At 65.9% G+C, this 20,049-nt stretch carries 19 protein-coding genes and 2 pseudogenes; 9 read left to right on the top strand and 12 right to left on the bottom strand.

The window, feature by feature from the left end:
- The first annotated feature begins 4 nt into the window (after window positions 1–4).
- Both cas5e and cas6e read left to right on the top strand, forming a co-directional pair.
- A complete protein-coding gene (gene cas5e, locus ACH4YL_RS38225; protein ID WP_398512142.1) occupies window positions 5–757 on the top strand; it encodes a type I-E CRISPR-associated protein Cas5/CasD in 753 nt (250 codons plus the stop codon).
- A complete protein-coding gene (gene cas6e / locus ACH4YL_RS38230; RefSeq protein WP_398512143.1) occupies window positions 754–1,410 on the top strand; it encodes a type I-E CRISPR-associated protein Cas6/Cse3/CasE in 657 nt (218 codons plus the stop codon). The genes cas5e and cas6e overlap by 4 nt, the downstream gene beginning before the upstream one ends.
- A 265-nt stretch (window positions 1,411–1,675) precedes the next feature.
- On the opposite strand, the gene ACH4YL_RS38235 is transcribed toward cas6e, so the two are convergent.
- Together ACH4YL_RS38235 and ACH4YL_RS38240 are read right to left on the bottom strand one after the other, a co-directional pair.
- Window positions 1,676–2,542, bottom strand: a complete 867-nt coding sequence (locus tag ACH4YL_RS38235; protein ID WP_398512144.1) for a hypothetical protein — start codon at window positions 2,540–2,542, stop codon at window positions 1,676–1,678.
- Between the two features lie 122 nt (window positions 2,543–2,664).
- On the bottom strand, window positions 2,665–4,437 hold the full coding sequence (locus ACH4YL_RS38240) for a hypothetical protein (protein WP_398512145.1): 1,773 nt from the start codon (window positions 4,435–4,437) through the stop codon (window positions 2,665–2,667).
- A 1,103-nt stretch (window positions 4,438–5,540) separates the two neighbouring features.
- On the opposite strand from ACH4YL_RS38240, the gene ACH4YL_RS38245 reads away from it, so the two are divergent.
- Both ACH4YL_RS38245 and ACH4YL_RS38250 read left to right on the top strand, forming a co-directional pair.
- Complete coding sequence (locus ACH4YL_RS38245) at window positions 5,541–5,969, top strand: hypothetical protein (protein WP_398512146.1); 429 nt, start codon at window positions 5,541–5,543, stop codon at window positions 5,967–5,969.
- A gap of 14 nt (window positions 5,970–5,983) precedes the next feature.
- Window positions 5,984–6,526: a hypothetical protein gene (locus ACH4YL_RS38250; RefSeq protein ID WP_398512147.1), complete on the top strand. Its 543-nt coding sequence runs from the start codon at window positions 5,984–5,986 to the stop codon at window positions 6,524–6,526.
- Window positions 6,527–6,680: 154 nt separating this feature from the next.
- Here the strand turns inward: ACH4YL_RS38250 and ACH4YL_RS38255 are convergent, their stop codons facing one another.
- From ACH4YL_RS38255 to ACH4YL_RS38270, 4 genes are all read right to left on the bottom strand, one after another.
- Window positions 6,681–6,944 carry a hypothetical protein gene (locus ACH4YL_RS38255; protein WP_398512148.1) on the bottom strand — a complete coding sequence of 88 codons (264 nt, stop codon included), beginning with the start codon at window positions 6,942–6,944 and terminating at the stop codon, window positions 6,681–6,683.
- The gene (locus ACH4YL_RS38260) at window positions 6,935–8,125 is read right to left on the bottom strand and encodes a terminase large subunit domain-containing protein (RefSeq protein WP_398512149.1); all 1,191 of its coding nucleotides are present in this window, start codon (window positions 8,123–8,125) and stop codon (window positions 6,935–6,937) included. The genes ACH4YL_RS38255 and ACH4YL_RS38260 overlap by 10 nt, the downstream gene beginning before the upstream one ends.
- Window positions 8,126–8,214: 89 nt before the next feature.
- Window positions 8,215–8,751, bottom strand: coding sequence for a hypothetical protein (locus ACH4YL_RS38265; protein ID WP_398512150.1), 537 nt, complete (start codon window positions 8,749–8,751; stop codon window positions 8,215–8,217).
- Window positions 8,752–9,423: 672 nt separating this feature from the next.
- Entirely contained in the window at window positions 9,424–9,690 is a 267-nt protein-coding gene (locus ACH4YL_RS38270; protein ID WP_398512151.1) for a hypothetical protein, read from the bottom strand.
- Between the two features lie 12 nt (window positions 9,691–9,702).
- On the opposite strand from ACH4YL_RS38270, the gene ACH4YL_RS38275 reads away from it, so the two are divergent.
- Both ACH4YL_RS38275 and ACH4YL_RS38280 read left to right on the top strand, forming a co-directional pair.
- Complete coding sequence (locus ACH4YL_RS38275) at window positions 9,703–9,930, top strand: hypothetical protein (RefSeq protein ID WP_398512152.1); 228 nt, start codon at window positions 9,703–9,705, stop codon at window positions 9,928–9,930.
- On the top strand, window positions 9,927–10,094 hold the full coding sequence (locus ACH4YL_RS38280; RefSeq protein ID WP_398512153.1) for a hypothetical protein: 168 nt from the start codon (window positions 9,927–9,929) through the stop codon (window positions 10,092–10,094). Before ACH4YL_RS38275 ends, ACH4YL_RS38280 begins: the two co-directional genes overlap by 4 nt.
- Here ACH4YL_RS38280 and ACH4YL_RS38285 read toward each other — a convergent pair whose 3' ends face one another.
- Window positions 10,095–11,108 (bottom strand): NAD-dependent epimerase/dehydratase family protein, encoded by a 1,014-nt coding sequence (locus ACH4YL_RS38285; protein ID WP_398512154.1) that lies wholly within the window; start codon window positions 11,106–11,108, stop codon window positions 10,095–10,097.
- Between the two features lie 533 nt (window positions 11,109–11,641).
- On the opposite strand from ACH4YL_RS38285, the gene ACH4YL_RS38290 reads away from it, so the two are divergent.
- The 3 genes and pseudogenes from ACH4YL_RS38290 to ACH4YL_RS38300 form a co-directional block, all read left to right on the top strand.
- Complete coding sequence (locus ACH4YL_RS38290; protein ID WP_398512155.1) at window positions 11,642–12,103, top strand: hypothetical protein; 462 nt, start codon at window positions 11,642–11,644, stop codon at window positions 12,101–12,103.
- 304 nt (window positions 12,104–12,407) lie between these two features.
- Entirely contained in the window at window positions 12,408–13,400 is a 993-nt protein-coding gene (locus ACH4YL_RS38295; RefSeq protein ID WP_398512156.1) for an alpha/beta fold hydrolase, read from the top strand.
- Window positions 13,401–13,786: 386 nt separating this feature from the next.
- Window positions 13,787–14,280: pseudogene (locus ACH4YL_RS38300) on the top strand (IS30 family transposase); the annotation flags it as partial.
- 42 nt (window positions 14,281–14,322) lie between these two features.
- Here ACH4YL_RS38300 and ACH4YL_RS38305 read toward each other — a convergent pair.
- The 5 genes and pseudogenes from ACH4YL_RS38305 to ACH4YL_RS38325 all read right to left on the bottom strand — a co-directional run.
- On the bottom strand, window positions 14,323–14,643 hold the full coding sequence (locus ACH4YL_RS38305; protein WP_398512157.1) for a hypothetical protein: 321 nt from the start codon (window positions 14,641–14,643) through the stop codon (window positions 14,323–14,325).
- A gap of 115 nt (window positions 14,644–14,758) precedes the next feature.
- A pseudogene (locus tag ACH4YL_RS38310) lies at window positions 14,759–15,525 on the bottom strand (UTRA domain-containing protein).
- Window positions 15,526–16,531: 1,006 nt separating this feature from the next.
- Window positions 16,532–16,957, bottom strand: coding sequence for a hypothetical protein (locus ACH4YL_RS38315; protein WP_398512158.1), 426 nt, complete (start codon window positions 16,955–16,957; stop codon window positions 16,532–16,534).
- A gap of 616 nt (window positions 16,958–17,573) precedes the next feature.
- On the bottom strand, window positions 17,574–18,179 hold the full coding sequence (locus ACH4YL_RS38320; protein WP_398512159.1) for a DUF4352 domain-containing protein: 606 nt from the start codon (window positions 18,177–18,179) through the stop codon (window positions 17,574–17,576).
- Between the two features lie 1,335 nt (window positions 18,180–19,514).
- Window positions 19,515–20,049: EXPERA domain-containing protein (locus tag ACH4YL_RS38325; RefSeq protein ID WP_398512160.1), on the bottom strand; the 535-nt coding region annotated here is incomplete at its 5' end.

Here is a 20,049-nt window from a genome sequence, read left to right on the forward strand (position 1 = left end):
ATCGATGCTCCTGCGCCTGGCCGGGCCCCTGCAGTCCTGGGGCGAACGGTCAGCATTCGCCGCGGAGCGTGACAGCGCCGCCTTCCCCACCCGCTCCGCCCTGATCGGCATGTTCGCCGCCGCCGAAGGCCGCTCCCGCAACCACAGCCCAGACCACTACGCGGCCCTCGAGTTCATCGTTCGCATCGACCGACCCGGCACGCGGATCATCGACTACCACACCGTCGGCGGCGGCAACACCAAAGACCAGACCGTGGCCACCGCAGGCGGCTCCCACAAGGGCAATGCCGTCATCACCCGACGCCACTACCTCGCCGACGCCGTCTTCGTCATCGCCGTCAACGGCCCGCCCGACGACATCACCCGCATCGCCCACGCCCTGCGAGAACCCCACTGGGCCCCCTACCTCGGGCGCCGTGCCTGCCCGCCCGACGAACCCCTGCTGCTGCGTGCCCACGTCGACAACCCGATCACCGAACTGCGCACCAAAGTCCCTCTCAGCAGCCCTTCTTCGGCAGCTCAGCCAACGGGGACCCTGCCAGTGGAATTCCTGTGGGAACACCAACCCGGCAACGCGCGCGCAGCGTCAGAGACGTTTGCAGTGAATGACATCCCTATCAGCTTCGCCCCCCACGAACGCCGCTACGGAAAACGCACCCTGATCCGGACCGTGGAACAGCTTCCCTCAGCCCTGCGCCCGCCTCGTGACGAAATGCAGCAACGGCTGATCGACTACGCCCTGGAGCACGCGGCATGACCCCCACCGCCACACTCGCTCAGATCCATCTGAACCCACAAAGCCGAGCAGTCCAGCGCGACCTGCGGGATGCCGCCGAGATGCACCGCACCCTCATGCGACTCGTCCCCGACCATCTCGGCGACAACCCGCGCCACACCACCGGCCTGCTGTTCCGCCTTGAGGAGACTGAGCACACCAGCAAGCTCCTGGTCCAAGCCACCGTCCCCCTCGACCCCAGCCGACTCCCCGACGGTTACGGCCGAGCACATGTCAAGGACCTGTCCGGAATGTTCCAGGCACTCCGCGAAGGCCTTCCCGTGCGCTACCGCATCACCCTCAACCCCGTGAAGCGAGAACGCCTCCCGCTCGAACTGCAAAACCAGCGAGGCAAGATCATCCCCCTCTCCGGTCCGGCAGCAGACCAATGGTGGACCCAGCGCGCCGCAGGCGCCGGACTGCAGCTCCACAGCACACTCCCCACCCCACAACGCCCCGCCCAGTCCCAGCACCGCACCGAGAAACCCACCATGCGACACAGCCTCATCCGCTACGACGGCACAGCCACCATCACCGACTCAGCAACGCTCTCCCAAGCCATCCTGGCCGGCATCGGACGGGGAAAGTCCTACGGAGCCGGCCTGCTCAGCCTGGCCCCCGCCCACACGGCATGAGACGAGGTCACCGAAGACCGGTGACGGTTACTGAGATTGAACTCGTCGTGTCGCAGGCTGGTGACGGTTCTTGATCCCTGCGCGCGAGGAGATAGACAGCGTCCTGCATTGGATCAAGGGCAGACATAGCCGCGCTTGCTCCATCCAGTCTTACCCAGAACCGAAGCCTGCCGGAGCTGCGACGTTGCATCGAGCTCTGGTCTGTTCTGGAGCTCGGTGAGGGTTACGCGTACCGACCAGCCCGACGTGCGCAAGATGGCTACTTTCAGCTGGGCTCCTTGACCGAAGACACCGCTGCCGCCACATCCAAAACCTGCCACCCCTCCGAGCGGCGCCATGTGTAGACATTCTCGAAGCTGAAGAAGCTCCCGAGCCACAGGTAGTCAATGTGCTCGGGGACAGACGGGGCATCTGTTGGGATGAAGCCATGCTTCAGCGCCGCCCCAATGCTCGTGTGTGAGCTGTCCGACCAGATGAATAGGTGCTGCCTCTTGCCCGCGCCCTTAATCCTGAGCTTGTCGATCTTGTTCCTTCCGGTGGGCCCGGTCAGGAACTCGTCTACATAGGGAGACACTGCGTCGGCTGTAGCAAGGGCGATTCCTGTTGGCATGGCACTGGTCGTGTAGATGCGACCAGCGATGTCTTCGGACGCCCCGAGTTGATGCACGACGTTGATCCCCAGCTCCCGAAGTGATTCCAGATCCTGCCGCTGCTGCGCGGTCGGGACGCCGTGAGTCCAGTCCTCGTCGTATTCCCAATAGTTCTGGCTCACCTTCTTGACGTCTCGACCTTCAAGGTCAGCCAGCAGAGCGATGAGTCTCTCGGACGCTCCCTTGCCGATGGTCGCGCCGTCCTGGAACTGAACACCCCAGGCGCGCCCGAGGCCTTCGATGGGTTCGCCGTTGTAGATGCGGTTGAGTTGCTTCCACATTGCCACGGTCTTCCCGTTCAACGTGGAGGAGACCTCCAGCGCATCGGACGCCGCTGAGGCGCCTGCCTTCCCCAGCATGAAGTCGATCATCCCCGGTTCGCTCTGGTCATCGAAGGAGAGCGTCTCGGTTCCGAGCACCGAATTGACTACCGCTGCCGCGGCCAGCTCGTCGTACGCCGGCTGGATGGCCTTCTTGGGCATGGCCAGCAGACTAGACACCAACTGCACTGGGATCCCAGGCAATTAAAGGCGCCTCCACCCCTCGGCCAGATCAGTCGGCCGCCCCTGGGAGCAGGGACACGCGGGTGACGTCAGGGCCCGCATCAGGCAGTCCGAGGTACGCGCGCACAGCTGCGTTGTCGCCGGTGGCGTCGGCAAGCCTGGCCGCCTCCTCGAAGGCCCTGGCCTGGATACGTTCGATCTCCTTCTGTGCGTCCTCGATCGGATACCCGGCTTCTTGCAGCATTCGGATTCCAGTCTCCACGGACAGCACCCGGGCACCCACGCCCTTGACGACCTCGTCGAGGACTGCGGCACGGTCGGTCGGCGTGTGCGGTCCCCACATCAGTCGTGCGGGCAGGGACTCCCCCGCGGGCCAGCCCTCGGCCTGCCCGGCTTGGTGAAGTCGCTGCACCATTCGCAGCAGGACAGCGTACTTGTGGGTGCGGGCCAGACGCATGGCGGCAACCAGCGAGTCCAGCGGGCCAAGCGCGAGCTGTAGCGCGTACCCGGACGGCAGGGCGGTCGGGTCGAGGGTGCCGAGGCCGGCGGTGGTGAGGCGACTGTTCGCAGCGATGCGATCGAGTATGTGGTCGACGCGGGCGCGCTTCGGCGAGCTGCGCCGACGAGTCCAGGACGTCCATGCGCCCGTTGTCGTTGAGCTGCCATACCGTCCCGGGACGGACCTTCACCGGCAGCGGCTGGCCGGTAGCGCGGTCAATGGGCAGGCGGGCCCCGGCCAGGCCGATGATCGGCGAGCCGGTGGTGGCCGAGGCACCGGAGCTGCTGGTGTCGGTGGCGGACAGTTCGTCCAGAGCCTGGAGGACAGTGGCGACGGTGGGCTTGCCCCAGTGCTCGCCGCTGGCGGGGATGCTGTTGGTGACGTGGACGACGGGTATGAAGTCCGCCATCAGGTCGAGCCTGTCGAGGATTTCGCCGTCCGAGCGGACCCGGTATCTGACCTTGTGCATCGGCAGGTCGTACAGGAGGTCGGCGTACTTGAGGTCGTCCAGATCCCATTCCGCGTCAGTGAGGTAGCAGGTCCACGGGGACGACCGGTTGGGTGCCCACGGGTAGGTGCGCGTGATGACGCCCGTGTCGGCGTTGAGCGCATCCCCATTGACCAGGATCGGTTGGCCGTCGTCGGCGTACAGATACTCGCGGGACGGACTGCCGTCCTTCGCCGTGCGGCGCCGACTGGCCGGGCTGATCGGGCCGAGTTCGTAGGTGACCCGCCGAAGCCTCGCCTTGAGGCCGCGCCGCTTGTCCTCGGGCAGCTCCCAGGCCAGGTGCACACGCAGCGGGAACTCCGCCCCGTCCTGCTCGCCGTCCTCTGGCCACTCCGGGAAGTACAGGCCCGGGTCCCACGTGCGCAGCAGGACACGGCCCTTCCCGGGGTCCCAAGCCAGCGTGTAGACAGCGTCGCCCAGAAGGATCGCAGTGCGCTCGGCCTGCTGAATGCGTAGCGGAAGCAGCTCCTTCTCCGCCCAGGTCCGCAGCCTGTCCTGCACGGCCAGCGCCGCGGCTGCTTCGGAGGTCGGCTCGTCGTCGGCGTGCTCGGCGCCCGCGACGCTGATGGTCTGCTCGGAGCCGAGGAGGTAGCCGAGCGCGGTATCAACCAACTTTGAGGCGTCGCCAAGTTCCCTCTGCTCGGTTCCCGTCTCGTCATCAACGGTCATTGCTGCTACCTGGCCGGCCTGATTGGAGTCGTAAGCGGCCAGCAGCCGATAGGCGGCAAGACGCCGCAGGTCCTCGTCGGGAACCCACGAGGAAGTCAGCTCCGCCCAGGCGTTTCGGCCCGGTCGGCGCAGGTCAGCCGAGGCTGGCTTGTAGTCCAGCCAGCTCCAGACGTCGGTGATCAGCTCGCGCAGGCCCACAGCGCCCCTCCAGGCAGTCGGCCCCGCGCCGCAAGATCAGGTTACGGCGTCGGCGTGCCGCCACTGGCCTCGGCCACCGCGTCGTCGTAACCCGGCATGCCCGGAGCAGGGAAGGAGGAGCACGCGGCCACAAAGCCGCCGCGGTCACCCACGCTCTGTTCCTTCTCGCCAAGCTGATCCCCCCGCGTGGTGCACTCCTGCTCGCTGGGCCCGGAGTACGCGGGCGCCGTGCCTCCAGCGATCTTCTGCGCCGCTGCAACGCCAGACCCTCGCTGCGCCCGAGCCGGTACGTCTCGCGTACACGGTCCAGGTGCGCGGCACGCTGGTCCGCTCCTGTCGGTTCATCGGTCCCGGACGAACAGCCCGTGAGACATGTGACCACGAGTGCTGCCATGCACAGGATTCCCGTCCAACTCCCCCTGCTCCCCATGATCGTGAGGCTAGCAGCGGGCGGGGGACGCCGATCGGGGTGGGCCGTTTCCTCTTGGGGCCGTTTCGGGGGCTGGCATCCGACTGTGCAGAGCTCAGGCCTAGCCTTGAGCGGCTTGAGCGCCAGGTCCGAGGCGCTTACGGGGACGGGCTCGGTCCCGGGTCGTTGCGCCCTTCTTTCATTGCGGACCACCGCTGTCTACAGACAACCAATGCAGGCCAGCGGTTACAGGCAGAGAGATCAGCTTGAACAATGTTGTTGACTTTGGGATGGGTTAGCACTTCAAAGCAACGGACATTGAGATAAAGATCAAGCTATGGGTCGTCTGTCATTCGGCGAGGCTGCGGAGGCGATAACGAGCGTGACGTGGTGACACCGGCAGCCCCCACAGAGGGATCCAGAACAGGTGAAGCCTGCCCAATTCGATTGGTTGATCGAGAAGCGGCATGAGGAGATACCGCTGCGAGTCGGCAGCGTACGTCCGCGTCGGTTGGGCCAGCGTGGCGATCGAACAGCAAGCCGACTGGAATCAAGGCCCCGGGGGGCGTCACCGAGCACCGAGATCTTGCGGCCCGACGCAAGTAGGCAACGCGCGCGCCCTGCGAAGCGTATCTTGGGTTAGGGCGATGGCCGAGTCGAGACAGGGCCGCTGTCTACGACGCAAGGGGGGCAAATGCTGGACCAGGCATTGACAGCACTAGCCGCTGCTGGCGGCACCGCGGTTGTGCAGGCCGCTGGTACCGACATGTGGACAGAGTTACGGCAGCAGCTCGCACGAGTCTTCGGTCGCGGTAACGCGGAAGCCGAGCGCAACGAGTTGGAGCTACTCGATCAGACTGCTGTTGCATTGCGGACAGCCAATGAGGCCGACGCCACGGATGTGCGCAGTGGGCTGGAGAACCAGTGGCGAGGGCGCTTCCTGAATCTTCTAGCGGGTCTGGAAGCCACCGAACAACACGAGGTTGTTCGCCAACTGAGTTCGGCACTTGCAAGCGTTGAGGGGTCTCATGGGGCTGCCGGGACCGTTTCGCACAATACATTTCATGGACCCACCGCCTTTCAGACTGGTCCTCACGCTAAGATGGAAAACCACTTCAAGTAGGAAATACAGCAGCCTTGAGTGATTCCCCGGGAGCGAGCGACAACACCTTCAATGGTCCTGCGCCTTTTCAAGCTGGACCACACAGCACGCAAAACAACTTCATCTATCAAGAAGGGCAGTCAACACAAGCACAGCTAATCGAGGTTGAAACGACCATGGAGGAGGAGTGGGACGTACTTAGAGCTATGCGGAGGCAAAAGCATCCATGGAACTGGTCCGTGATAGTGCACAATCGGAGCCTTCGGCCGATCTTTCACATAGAAGTCACCTTCGTGAACGGCGTTATGGAAACTGGTTACTATAAAATCTGGAAGCGTGCCGACCGCCGGTTGACCGAGGAGTGGATTTGGGGACCTCGCTACCCAAATTTTGGTGGTCAGCGCGAAATTCACGCGCTGGCTGTGGGTTGGAGCTTATCCGCGTCCTCACAACTCGCGCTCCCCCCGCATTGTAAGGAGCAGCTGCGGGCTCACCCGCCACAAGTAGATTTCACTGACGACAACGGCGAGCGTTGGAAAATTGATCACTACGGCGCGCTTCGCTCCTTGAGCCATTGAAATATCAGCCTTGCAGGCGCCGAGCTCGATCTTAAAACCTGTGCCTGATCCCCTTGAGTCTGACCACAACCCTGCCCCCATAGCGGGCCCAAGCAGCCGTCAGCAGCAGGCGGCATCAGTAAGCATGCAGACACGCAAAAAACGAAGGGCGCTCTCAGCGACGTCCGTTGAAGCGGTCATCGTCGAAGTCAGTTGGCAGGGTGTCGAGTTGCTCGGGGTCGGCCAGTTCAGTTAGTCCGTGCACGGCAGCGTCCATACGATCCGGGCTGTCCATTCCCTCGACCCAGGTGACCATCTGGTCCTCCAGGTCGGGGTATTCGCCGACATGGTGAACAAGTTGCTGTTCGTAGAGCTGGGCCACGGGCGCGGCGCGCAGCCGTTTGCCGACCTTGGCGGTGACCTCAAGGATCATCGGCATGAGCAGCCCATTGGTTGCTCCTTCGCGCCGTAGCTGCTCCCATGCCTGGGTGACGATCTGACGGGCCATGTCTCCGCCGTAGTTCTTCTCGACGACGATCGCGTCGGCCTTGAGTCGAGGGCCAAGCGACAGGCTGCCAAGCCCCAGTCGTTGGCGCCCATCGAGCCGGACCGGTCGGCGAAGACGTACAGCTGCCGGTTGAAGTCGCGGCCGACGCCGATGACGCCGGTCTCGTCTCCGACGGTGGACTCTCCGCCGGCTGGGTCGACGGCAACGACGATGCGCGCCATGTCGAGACCCGAGAACTGGACCGCGTTGATGCGGGCGGTGTCGATCCACTCGCGCTTCCACACGCCTCCCTCGGGCGGCCTGGGCTTCTGCATGTAGAGGGCTCCCCACACGCGTTCGCCCACTCGTTTGCGAGTCTTGGCGTGGTGGGCTGCGTCGAATCGTTCGGGCCACAGCGGCTCACCGGGTGCGCGGCCGAGCGGGTCATCGGGACTGTCGGCCAGGGCCGGCAGGTCGATGACGCGCCAGGCGTCCCGCTCAGTGGCGAGGATGCGCCCGGCGAGATCGTCCTCGTGCCACCGGGTCTGGATCAGGCAGATGGCGCCGACCGGTTCGAGACGGGTCTGCAGAACGGAAGTCCACCAGTCCCAAGCGCGCATGCGCATGGTGGGGCTGTCGGCGTCGGCCATGTCCTTGACCGGGTCGTCGACGATGGCGATGTGCGCGCCGCGCCCGGTCAATCCGCCACCGATACCGGCCGCGAGAAGGCCCCCCTCGCCGCCCACGATGTCGAAGCGGTTGGCGGCCTGGCTGCCCGTCTTGAGCTGGATGCCGAGGTCGTCGCCCCACGTGTAGATGGCGTCCCTGATCCACCGGCCGTGGTCGTCGGCCAAGTCGGCGGAATAGCTGGCGATCATCATGCGGTGGCCGGGGTTGCGCCGCAGATACCAGAGGGGCGCCCAGCGGGAGGCACGTCGGCTCTTGCCGTGCCGCGGGGGCATGGTCAGCATGACGTGGTCGCACCGGCCTTCGGCCATGTCAATGAACGCTTGGTCGATGAGGTCCAGGTGCGGCGCCTGCATTTCCCGGCCTCCGGTGAGAACCGCGGCGAGCGCACCTGGTGAGCGATCCATAGCCAGATGGCGTTCGGCTCGCGCGAGTTCGGCGCGCAACGCGGGTGACGCGGACTGCGCAATGGCCCGACGCTGCGCGGCGGGGAGCGTCTTGTATCGGGTGATGATGCCCTCGTGGTCGCGCGGTCTCATTCGGTGTCCGGGTCGGTGAGCGTGATCAGGGCGTCGAGTTCGTCGGCCGTCACGCTTTCGATCTGGACCGGACCACCCTCCGGGCCCGACAGCTCAGTGCGGACCGGCATGTCGAGCCCGAGGAGGCGCGCACGGCGCTCCATGATCCGCAGCGTCCGGTCGATGGCGGCGAGGTCCTGGTCCCGGACGGCCTTCTTGTAGGCGACAAAGAACAGACGGTCGAGCCGGTCGGCTTCAAGAGCCCGCAACTCGTCTACGTCGTCGTTCAACTCGGCGCGGCGGTCGGCGAGGGCTGTGCGGACGTCCCGGCAAGCGGCGTGAATCAGCGCCTCGTTGGTGGGCGGGTCCTGGTTCTTGCGGTACCGCTCGATGCCGTAGCCCTGCGGGTAGGCGATGCCGTCGGAGTTGGCGGTCGGGTCGGCGGCGAGCTTGCGGGCGATCGTCAGCCAATCCACGCCGGCGAGACGCAGGTCGATGGCGTCCGAGCGGCGGCGCGCGATGGCCGCACGCGCGGCTTTGTCGGGGCGTCCCACGGCGGGGGTCCTTCACAGCTCGGGTGCGCCCCGCGCCCACTTTCATGATCCCACTCCTGGCGTCGCAGCGGCTTCACCAGCGGTTCGAAAGTAACTGCATTGATCCATTTGACAGTTGGCGAACAGAGCGGAGTAGGGTTCTCTCATCAACCGCTCGGCGTCCCCAGTCAAAGGGACACCGAGTCCCTACCCCGGGCTGACACCTCGGAGTGTCCGACGACTCTCCTAAACTGTGCCGGCCGGGATCGCCTTCTGGCCCCCTTTCGGGGGGCGGCGAACGCACGACCTGTACCGCCAGCAGGGCGGGGGCTGAGCCAAGCAGTCCTCGGCAAGACCTGAGTTTTCTGCGTCGGCATGGAACTCAGTTCGATCACACGTTGTGGTCGGGCTGAGTGCATGCTGTACCGCACTGAGTTCGGCCCCTACCCAGAAGGAAGCCGAACGGTGGATTCGTCCGCGATTCTTTGGATTCTCGCTTGGTCCGGGGTCTTGTCCATTGCGATCTTCGTGAGCAAGGGGCTCCTGGACCAGCTCCCACCCCTGATCGAGTCGTGGCGCCGCTTCCTCCGCGCGCTGCACGGCGACGAGGGGTCGGGCGGCACGGCCAACCGCCAGGAGGAGGTACGACATGACGAGGCGGAGCCGGACGATGCGCGCCCGACTCCGCCAGGGTCACACCAGTGACATCTGCTCGCCCTCGCCGGGCCGCTTGGGCGGCACGTACTCGGGTGGCGCGTCGGGCGCGTTGCGCTCGGTCCGTAGCCACCAGGCGAACTGGTAGTTGCGGCAGGCCCGGAAGCGGACCGAGTTCCGGCGCGGGTCATTCAGTGGGATGTTGTGTCCGCCCCATCCGGTGACATGGCCATGGCACAGAACATCGACGCCGGCGCCTGGGACCAGCTCCACGACGACGTAGGCGGCGAGTTCGGGTTCAGCCATGAACGCCTGGCCATGTCCAACGCGTCCACCGCACTCCTCGTCGGCGACGGCCACGGAGCTGAGGAGTGTGCGCGCCGTGCGCTCGAGCTGGTATCGAGCAGGCCGAACCGGCAGCGGTCGACGACCGTGCTCGGCAAGGCGTCCGCCGACCTGGCGATGGCCCGGCTCCTGTCCGATGACGTGGAAGGTGCGTCCGACCTCTGCAGACCCTGTTCACAGTGCCAGGCGACCAGCGCGTGACGGGACTCGTCTCTCGCGCGATAGCTGTTCGCCGCTACCTCACCCGGCCGGGCCTGAACAGCGCGCAGCGCGCCGTCGAGCTCGGCGAGCAGCTTGAGGACTTCACTCGCCTCTCGCCCCAGCGTCAGCTCGTCGCGTTCGAGCCTCGCGCACTCGAAGCGTAGTCACAGCGAGGCGAGGATATTCGCCTCCTTCTCCGGAGCGATCCCGTGTTCCGCCCACCGAGGGTGGTCCACGGGACGTCCGTTGTTCTGGAGCCAGATCCAGGTGTCGCGAATCGTTTCCGACAGTGGCCTGCACCGCAGCCCCGCAGCCACAGCCCGCGATGCGTCAACGGACCAGACACCCTCGTGCGTCCGCCACAGCGGCAGCTCGGTCCACTGCTTCACACCCTGCTCGACGAGCACGTCCGGCTCCACCCACACCGGCCGCCCGACACCCCCCGTGACCTCAAGACAAGTGGTGACGAGACCTTCGAAGCTTATGCCATCCGAGTGAGCCACGTTGAAGACCGGACCCTCGGCGCCGGCGGCCTGGTCAAGAGCGAACGCAGCGACATCGCGCACGTCCACCGGCTGAATGCGCCGCGTCGCAGGGGACGGCGCAAGGAAGCGTCCACCTCGGTGTGCACGGCGCAGCCACCACGGCAGACGTCCCACATACTCCCCGGGGCCCAGGATGACGCCCGGCCGCAGGAACACCGCGCGCGACGCGAACGCCTCGAGCACGGCCCGTTCACCGCCCGCCTTCTGGAACCCGTAATTCGTGGGGCTGCCGTCATCTCCCGTGTAGCCGTAGCTTTCATCCGCGTCCGCGGCGCATTCGAGCAGCGCGGAGTCTTCAGTCAGGAGCTGATGGGGCCATCCGGCGTACACCGAAACGGTAGAGATGTGCACCCACCGCGCCACCTGGTCACGCAGTAGCGAAGCCGTCAGGAGGACATCTCGGGGCGGGAGGTCAGAGCTTGAGGTGTCGATCGCGGCGTTCCAGGGCCCGTGGGAAGCCAGCTGCTCCACGTCCTCCACGACCGTCCGATCCCCGTGCACCGGTGCCACGCCGGGTACGTCCTTCGCCGATCGGCCTCGATTGAAGGTCGTTACCTCCCAGCCACGCGCGAGCGCCCCCTCCACGATGGTCTTGCCGAGGAACCACGTCCCGCCCAGCACCAGAAGCTTCATGAAGCCTGATCCTGCCAACGTTGATCGCCAAACGAAAGAGGAGGCCGGTGCCGTCGCGGCCACCACCGTGGCACCAGGACCGCGCAACGACCTACATTCAGGCGTTGCCTGCCCGGCTGCCCCTAGTTGTCCATCGGCCGGCCGCGGTCGGTGAAGTAGATCCACGCCAGGATCCGGTCGTCTTCCGGTTCGTGGATGCGCCGTTCCAGCGCAAGGAAGGTCATCGCGCATTCATCAGCCCAGAACCGGCCGATCCGCAGCTCGGCCGCCAGGCCGGTGGGACGGTGCGCGATCTTGAACAGAGCCCGGCCGTCCGCATAGTCGGGAGCCAGCCGCTCGCCCGCACAGCGCCTCTGCGGGCAGCGCCGCGCAGGACGCGGCCGCGATCCTCCGGGCCTCGCTGGCTGAAGCGCACGGGGTTCCCGGCCTGGCCACTGCAGCAAGCCACGGACACAAGCGGGCAGAACACGGCATCTCTACACAGTCGACCCAACCAGCCACCACCATGAAGACCCGATACAAAGGGGACGACCATGCGCACCCGCACCATCGCCGCCGCGGCTGGAGCCGTTTTGCTGCTCACGCTCACCAGATGCAGGGAAAGCTACGACGACATCACGAGCCGCTGCATCAAGACGCTCAGGGACCGGCCCGAGGGCGAAACAGGCAAGCCCAAGGGGTGCGAGAAGGTCAAAGAAGCCGACTACGCCGCCATCGTCGGCGGCCTCGCCAGGTTGGACCGACGAGAACGGCGACTTGGACGAGAACAAGATGCTCGAAGACACCCTCAAGTCGGAGAAACGCCAGGAGGGCAGGGACGCTCTCGCCTGGCCCAGGCGTACACCCTGGTGGTACACGGCAAGAGTAGACACGCGCCAGACGCCCCGTCAGCCGGAGGCGGCGGGGCGTCGCCCCAGTTCGGCACCGCAGCGTTCGACCCGGCCCAGTCCACTAACGCGCTGGCCCACTTCGCCAGCGTCTTGGTCAAGCCCTGACGCCCACCCGCCTTCCTGATCGCCCGGACCGGGCGATCAGGACCCTCGCAGGATCAACGCGTCGCATCACACTAAAGCTCGCAACACGATCATGATCGGTGCTGCTTCAGGGGCAACCTCGCCGATGTGTGGTGTGACGTACCCAACTCCGCCAAAACGACTTAACGATTTTACATTTGTTCAGTACACGTGAGTTGCTGGCGTGACAACGGGCGAGTCGCCGAGGGCGCGCACCCTGGAGAGGAGTCGCTGTGGCGAGCATCCCCCACGGTGTGGCGAGTCTGAGCAGCTGCGTGAAAGCCACATGTCCGTCGCACGGCAGTACCGGGTCGTACATGGCCACCGTTGGGCGTTCCGTATGGCAGGTAGGGGACCGGCCATTCTGCTGATCCATGGCATTGGCGCCTCGTCTGATACCTGGGCCGAACTGATCCCCCCCCTCGCGCGCCACTACACGGTGATAGCCCCCGACCTGCTGGGCCACGGCTCCTCCGACAAACCGCGCGGCGACTACTCGGTGCCTGCGTTTGCCAACGGGATGCGAGATCTACTGGAGGTGCTGGACATCGACAGGGTGAGCCCTGTCGGGCATTCCCTCGGCGGCGGTGTGGCCATGCAGTTTGCGTACCAATTCCCGGAGCGAACCGAGCGGCTGGCGCTGGTAAGCACCGGCGGGGTGGGCCTCGATGTCACTCCGGCATTGCGTATGGCTTCGCTGCCCGGGGCCCATCTGGCTTTGGCTTCGTTGCGGCTACCGATGGTGCGAACGCAGACCGCCAACCTGATCCGGCTACTGCGATTGCTCGGTACAGAACTCGGCCTCGAAGCCGCGGATCTGCTGCAGCTGGTGGATACGCTGCCCGACTCAGCTTCCCGCGATGCGTTCATTCGCACGGTGCGTGCGGTGGTCGACTGGCGCGGCCAGGCCGTGACCATGCTCGACCGCTGCTATCTGACCGCCGGTATGCCGACCCTGCTGGTATGGGGCTCGTGCGACCAGGTAGTGCCAGCCTGGCACGCCGAAGTGGCCCACGCGGCAATGCCCGGCAGCCGCCTGGAGGTCTTTCAGGGCGCGGGTCACTTCCCGTTCCACACCCATCCGCAGCGCTTCCTGGCCGTACTGGAAGACTTCATCGCGACGACAGAACCGGCCAGCCAAAGCCCTGAGAAGTGGCGAGAGCTGCTGCGCTCCGGAGGCACTGACGCCCCCATGGCGGCGCCCGCAGCCAGACACGAGATGGCCCGTACGAGACCGGGAATCCTCCGAATACCGGTCCAGCGCAGGGCTGCCCCCTGACCATTCCCCGGTGGACCGCTGTTGTTGCCTTCCAACCGAGCCGTGAGGGGCCTTGACGACGGATCTCCGATGGTCACCACAGGCACGCCGTTCGGGCAACCGGTGAGCAAAGCCGCGACATGGTCCGCGCAGCGGAATCGCTAACGGCGGCCAGGCTCGCTGGACGCCCCCCGCCTGCTGGTCGCGGGCCGACACTGCGGAGAATAGAGCCTTCTACGCCCTTGGGAGAACGCGGGCCGAAGAAGGCTCAGCGAAACGGCACGACGTGGCGCTACCCCGCACCGACGCCGAGTTGACGTCTTGTCCGCCCCTCCCAGCGACTGGCGCTGTAACTGCGATGGCCCCGCAGAGGCGCCAGTCTTTCGCGAATGAAGGGCAAGCGCTGGTACTTGGTCCACGAGACGATCTACCAGGCGCCCTACCTCCAAGGCCAGGGAGAACTTTGCCGCGAGCTGGCCCGTGCCCGGCGCCCCGCGCACCGGACGCGCCCGTCGAAAGCCACGCCGCCAGGCCCAACAGCGCCAGCCGCGCTACCGCCATCAATGGCGATGATCAGCGAACGCTCCGCGGAGGCCGACGACCGCGCGGTCCCCGGCCACCGGAAGGGCGGCGACCTGATCACTGGCAAGGACAACGGCTCCGCGATCGGCCCGCCGGTCGAATGCTCCACCCGCTATGTGATGCTCCTGCATCTCCCCGAAGGCCGTGGCACCGAGTTGGTCCACTACGCCCTCGTGGAGACCGTGAGAACCCTGCCGGCCCAACTGACAAGGCCCCTGACCTGGGACCAGGGCAGCGATTGGGACGCCACCACGAGTTCACCCTGGCTACCGGCATCCCGGTCTACTTCTGCGACCCCGCCAGCCCCTGGCAACGCGGCTAGAGCGAGAACACCCCTTCGTGCGTCGGGGGTCAGTGCCCTTCACGGCTCGAACTGGGCGGGGCAACTGCGGCAGTACAGCAGCCGCTTCCACCGCTCCCGCGCCTCCTGCGCCGCCGCGGTCGCCCGCCACATGAACGCCCCGCAACCCAGCCCCACCACGACGATGAGCAGGCCGAGCATGTCGCCGGCTGACAGGACGAATCCGGCCAGCACCAGTAAGCCAAGCGGTATCAGCCGTCTCGCTGCATATTCGTCCGGCTGGCGCACGTCCCGTTTCAACTCGGCGTCCTGCGACAGCGACCGCCAGAACTCCTCGAGTCGCAGGACTTGGCTCGACTCGCCACACGTCGGACAGTTCACCCCGGCCCCCTCAAGTCAGAGGACCTCAGAGTGCCCGCGGACGAACTCATTCAGCAGAGGGCGTCGGGCGCGACAAAGCCCCAGCCGGAATGGCTGGGGGCATTCGTGCGTGGGGTCAGCCGTCGGGGTGCTCAATGCCGATCTCGTAGGCGATCTCCCACCGCACGTCGGCGACGGTGATGTCCGCGGTCTCGACCGGGCGGTCGACGTCGTTGTACGTTTTCTCGATCTTGAGGTCCGCCGACGGAGATGCCGAGGAGGTTCGCCTGCTCCTGCGTAGCCCTCGACGGGCGCGGCACCTCGACCGCCGTCTCGATGACGACGCCGATCGACCACCCCGGCGCCTTCGCGCGACCCCATCCCCGGCAGCACGATTGGCGTGCCGTCCGTGACAGCCATCGGCTCCCACGCCTTCGAGAGTTGGACTGGCATGCCGTCGGCGAGGAACTTGTAGCAGGTGACGACGCACAGGTCCCGGGCTCGATCGCCAGGCACTCCGCGATGTGGTCGGGGGGGGTACGTGCATGACTGCGGGACTCCCATGTCACGGCGCGGTCCTGCTCTTTCGTGTCTGCGCGTAACGGCGACCCACCACGCGTTCACGGTGCGGGCGCGGACCATGCTCAGGCGCTCGCGCGGCCGGCAGCCGTGTCCTTCGCCCTGTGCAACGTCTGCAACAGCGGGTAGTACGAACGGCACGCCCGTCATCCAACCCGCAGCGACGGCCTGTGCCTGCGCACCGCTGACGTCCTCCGCTCGCCCTGCGACACAAGGTCCCCGACAGTCGCTGACCGCCCTAGTCTTGCCCCTGCCCTTCCCCGAGGAGGGCAGGGGTCTCACCCGTTGAGGGGAGAGTCGTGCCCGCGCGACACGACATCTCAGCCGAGACCGAATTCTGGGACACCCACGCTGGCAGCGCCTTGAAGGAAGACTTGCAGCCGATCTTCAACTGAACGCAGTACATCGGCCCGGCCCGGGCCCGGGCCCGAAATCCTGGGCGCGCCGGAGAACGTGGTGAAAGGCAGGGCTCGCATTGTCCGGTCGCTCCCCCACTGGATGGCCTGCAAGCTGCGCATGGCCCAGGCCGGGGCAGTGACGGAGGCGGGGCCACGGCCCGGGACCGTCACTCATTCAATGCCCAGAGCGGCCCCGTCGTGCCCTGAGGAGCGAAGCCAGGCGTCAGGTCGGGGCGATCATGCGGGTGCGACAGGTCCGGCTGGCGCGAGGGGGGCCTAGCGACGCTCGAAGTCGGACACACGTTCATCCACGAAGTCAGCTGTGACCGCCTGGCCCCGGCACTTGATCCCAACATGGCCAGTTGCTTCGACACGTCGATCGTGTTCGGCGGCCTGCCGTGCCCCTGACGATGCTGAGCCCACAGGGCGTAAGTCCGGGAGTCGACAAAGTACCTGCGCACGTTTTCTGGGATGGACCGGAGCCCCTCCCCGACCCGTAATCCCTTTCCCGGTCAGGTCGTCGCAGAACTCGCTGTCCTTGGGCTCCCACCCCTACTGATCGCGAAAGGCATCCCTGGCCCAGTAGTACCGATCGACCAGGTCACCCCCCGTCTCGACGCCGGGAGCGCCCGGGAACGGCGGCGGGAACTCGCCTTCGGGGGCGTGCTCGGCGTCCAAGTCTGGAGCGTCGTCCGCGGCCAGGACATCTCGGGCTGCGGGTGGCGGGGCGGCTCTCCGGCTCCGACGGCTCCTCGGGTGGCGTCAGCCGTCAGGCCGGCGTCTGGTGCTCGCGTGCCAGCACCTCGTACAGCCAGAGCTCCCGCAGGTCTCGGGAGCGCACGCCGCAGACGAGGCCGTGCGGCCCCTACCCCTCAAGCGGCTAGCGAACGAGCTAACCGCATCGGGCAGCTGCCCTAGCCGGCCGAGAACTGTCAGAAGGCATCGACGTAGAAGTCGTCCAACCCACCTGCGCCGGGTACTCCCCCCGCCGACTCTTCAGCGTCCTCGGGCGCGCCAGGCTGCGGCGCGAACTGGGCTTCCATGTCGTCGAAAAGCACCTGCTCCGGTGCCCAGGCGCCAGATTCGTCAACGGCGCCGCCTTCGGCGCGGCGGGTGGCGCGGGCGTCGGTGAACCACGGACTGGAGTCCGGGCTGTGGGCGCTCCCGCCCGTGCTGCTCATTCGTGGCCAGTCCGGGCTCACGCTGCCCGGGAGTTCGGGTTTGGTGTCGAGTCCCTCCGGAACCGTGTCGGCTTTGGCTGACGGCGGGAGCAGCGCCAGCTCGATGCCCGCCGCGGCGAGGTCCGCAGGGGCCGTCTCCGCCAGCGGCACGCCGTACTTCGCAAGACGCAGCGGCATCAAGGCTCCGGCCACTGGTCGAGGCCGCCGCTGTTCACGCGGCAGGAGCCTGGCGTTCCGGGGTGCCGACCAGGCACAGTGAGCGACTGCCGCTGCTGCGCATGGCGGTGGCGACGTCGGCGAAGCGGTGGGGGCGACGCGTCCCTCGCCATCGACGCCAGTGGCCTTGAGGTGACCGCGTCGCATCAACTGATAGGTGTCGACCTGGATGGCCGCTGCTCTCGCGCTAGGAGGGGGTGCTCGGGTTGCGACCTCGGCGGCAGTCAGCCATGTAGTGGTACCGATCTGCCTCCCGCAGGCACGCGTCAGCGCCCACGGTGAGGCGGGGACTGGTGGTATCTGGGACACGTGCAGTGCTGGCGGCCCGCGTCCTGACTGCGGGTTGCAGCGCGCGTGGCGAGGTCTCGGGCGAGCTCGGCGGAGTCAAGTGTCGATCCTGACGACGTCCCGGGCGGTCCGGAAGGTTCACGCCGACGCAAGCCGCAACGGGCCCCGCGAACACCGAGAGCTTCGCAGCCGTGCTGGCAGGGGTCTGGCGCTAACTTCGGATCTCTGTCCAGCGGGCACGACGGAGCCCCTGCCTCAATATCCGCAGACAGGGGACTCGGTCGCTCGATCAGGACACGTCGCCGCGCACAGCGTCGCCAATGAGCCCGTCGGTGTACGTCACGTACTTCGGGCTGAAGGTGCCCTTGCCAGTAATGACACCGATTAGATTCTCGCCGGGCGCGAGTTCGGTCGTGTCCATCTGGTTCTCGTCCACGCCAAGTTCGGCAGTGTGCTTCGTGCCGCCGCTGTCAGTGATCGCGAAGTACAGCGGATTGACGTCGATCGGCTTCTTGCTGTTGTTTGTGACCGTCACCTGGACGCTGGTGTACGCGCCGCCGTCGTGCAGGACACTCGGCTTGAAGTCGGTTTTCTTCGCCGTGACCTTCACCGGGACCTGGGCGGCCGGCTTCGGCTCGGCGGGTGCATCGGCCCCCTCCTGTGCAGGGATCGATGCAGCGCTGCTCGGCGTCGACTTGGGCTTGTCGTCAGCCTGATTGCTGGTCTCGTCGCCGCCGCTGGCGACGATGCCGATCAGAATGAACAAGGCGAAGATGCCGCCGATGACGATACCGGCGATAGCCCAGCCGGACAGGCCCTGCTTGGGCGGCGGCGGAGGCTGGTAGGGCGCGGGGCCTTGGTAGGGCTGGTGTGTGCCCGGGTATTGCTGACTCATGCGCCATTCCCCTCATGTGGATCCCATGGGTGCGATGTGTGGGGGAGGTGAAATCTATCGGTGTACTTGCCGGGTTGGGGCGTGTTCGGTGAAATCTGTGACCGGGCGGCTACGCGCTGCTCATGACGAAGCCGCTGATCCGCTAGAACCGGACGGGCATCGGGGCCAGAGCCCACGACGTTGAGGGCCCCCGGGGTGGCCGTCGATCCCTTACGGCAGGCCGCCGCGCAACCAGCGCTACCGGGTCGTCGAGCAGTCGAGTGGCGAAGACCGGCCCCACTGGGGGCCGGACGAACTGTGGATCGGCCGCGCCGGATTGGCCCGCGACTACCGTGGCGCGCCGGACCTGACCTCCGCCCGTTTCGTCACCGCAGGCGGACGCCGCTGGTGCCGCACCGGCGACCTCGGGCGCTACCGGCCCGGCGGGGGTTGGAGTTCCTCGGCCGCGCCAACGATCAGGTGAAAATCCGCGGATACCGCATCGAGCTGGGGCGGAGCGAGGCCGCACTTTCCGCACACCCGGACGCGACCCGAACCGCGATGGCCATGTCCGGCGCCGGCGCTACAAGCGAACTCGAGTAATGCGAGCAGGCTGCCGGTGGGATGACGGCATTTCGGTGTTCGCAGACTCCGGGCGTACCGAGCCCTCGACGCTGGGCTTTTCTCGGCGTCACGTTGGAAAAGCTCCAGTGATTTCAGTAACCATCAGAGAAGAAACTATCGCCGTTACTGTGCGAGCCGTCTTTTCCACCTCACAACCCGAAGGAAGCGTATCGCTACGCGATATGTCCAGAACTGCACCCAAGGCTCTGATTGCTGCGCGAACCCACATGACGTGATCCGAAATCGTTGAACTACCCGCCTTGATCCGCATCAATGCACTTGGCAGCCACACGGGGACGGCGCATTGACCGGCGACAGGTTGCAAGTACCTTGATATTTGGTGGGCGACAGTCGCCTGGTAGCAGCGAGACGGACTGTCGCTCGCCTTCGGCGATCGAAGAATTCTGCCCAAAGTACTGATTGCCCTATACGCGTATAGGCGCAGCAATTCAGGATCGCGGCCTGCCGCCAGATCATTCATGCATCTGGAGATAGAAGACAATTCTGCGACATCGGCATCGATTTCGCCGTCCAAAGCGTTTGCGATGGGGCGTGTAGCTGAAGATTTCCTGGCATGGGAGGAAGAGGCCGCCATGAGTCCTGCACCTACAATCACATGGTTCGAGCGAATCCGGTGGTCTTGTTCTGTATGCAATCATTTCGGCGGGCCGGTTCACCAAAGGCTGCCGCCAGGGCTGCTTCAAAGTCCAAGACCAACGGAAGGCGTGGGGGCTATCCTGGATGATCGGCGGACTTGAACCGGCGAAGTATCGCGACGAACGAGCGGCTGGCCAGATAGCCGTACCCGGCCAGCCACGGAAGATTCGCCAGATAGAGCAGGAGAAAGGAGGCCACGGTCCTTTCTTCCATCGCCCGATAGCTGGATATGTGCTGCAGCCAGAAATAGAGAATGACCGAATAGCTCACGTACGCCGAGACAACAAGCTGTAGCGGATGACGGAAAGATTTCCGTCGAATGATTGCCCAGCCGAGGGCGATGTTCAATATCTGGGTGATGAATACGTTGATCGTTTCCAGTGCGAGCGGAACGGAAACGTCCCCATGTCCTGCGTATGCCGCGTCCGCTTTGCCGTACAACGCGAAAGCCTTGGCGAGTAGGTCGGACCTTTCTGGCAGGGTGTGCACGTTGAGAATGAAATAGAGCTCGGGGCCTAGTGACCTGAGTCGGAGATTCGTCGTTGGTTCGGTTATGAGTCGTCCGGGTCCGAAGATTCCGCCGTTGTCGGTGACAGATGGCCAGCGGGCT

The sequence above is a fragment of the Streptomyces sp. NPDC020681 genome (assembly GCF_044334895.1).
In the GTDB taxonomy this organism is placed as follows: domain Bacteria; phylum Actinomycetota; class Actinomycetes; order Streptomycetales; family Streptomycetaceae; genus Streptomyces.

Excerpts from the sequence above, each read along its gene's own strand:
- cas5e (WP_398512142.1), top strand. The coding sequence starts at position 5 with ATGCTCCTGCGCCTGGCCGGGCCCCTGCAGTCCTGGGGCGAACGGTCA.
- cas6e (WP_398512143.1), top strand. The coding sequence starts at position 754 with ATGACCCCCACCGCCACACTCGCTCAGATCCATCTGAACCCACAAAGC.
- ACH4YL_RS38235 (WP_398512144.1), bottom strand. The coding sequence starts at position 2,542 with ATGCCCAAGAAGGCCATCCAGCCGGCGTACGACGAGCTGGCCGCGGCA.
- ACH4YL_RS38245 (WP_398512146.1), top strand. The coding sequence starts at position 5,541 with ATGCTGGACCAGGCATTGACAGCACTAGCCGCTGCTGGCGGCACCGCG.
- ACH4YL_RS38255 (WP_398512148.1), bottom strand. The coding sequence starts at position 6,944 with ATGCCGATGATCCTTGAGGTCACCGCCAAGGTCGGCAAACGGCTGCGC.
- ACH4YL_RS38270 (WP_398512151.1), bottom strand. The coding sequence starts at position 9,690 with ATGGCTGAACCCGAACTCGCCGCCTACGTCGTCGTGGAGCTGGTCCCA.
- ACH4YL_RS38275 (WP_398512152.1), top strand. The coding sequence starts at position 9,703 with ATGTCCAACGCGTCCACCGCACTCCTCGTCGGCGACGGCCACGGAGCT.
- ACH4YL_RS38285 (WP_398512154.1), bottom strand. The coding sequence starts at position 11,108 with ATGAAGCTTCTGGTGCTGGGCGGGACGTGGTTCCTCGGCAAGACCATC.
- ACH4YL_RS38290 (WP_398512155.1), top strand. The coding sequence starts at position 11,642 with ATGCGCACCCGCACCATCGCCGCCGCGGCTGGAGCCGTTTTGCTGCTC.
- ACH4YL_RS38295 (WP_398512156.1), top strand. The coding sequence starts at position 12,408 with ATGTCCGTCGCACGGCAGTACCGGGTCGTACATGGCCACCGTTGGGCG.
- ACH4YL_RS38315 (WP_398512158.1), bottom strand. The coding sequence starts at position 16,957 with ATGCCGCTGCGTCTTGCGAAGTACGGCGTGCCGCTGGCGGAGACGGCC.
- ACH4YL_RS38320 (WP_398512159.1), bottom strand. The coding sequence starts at position 18,179 with ATGAGTCAGCAATACCCGGGCACACACCAGCCCTACCAAGGCCCCGCG.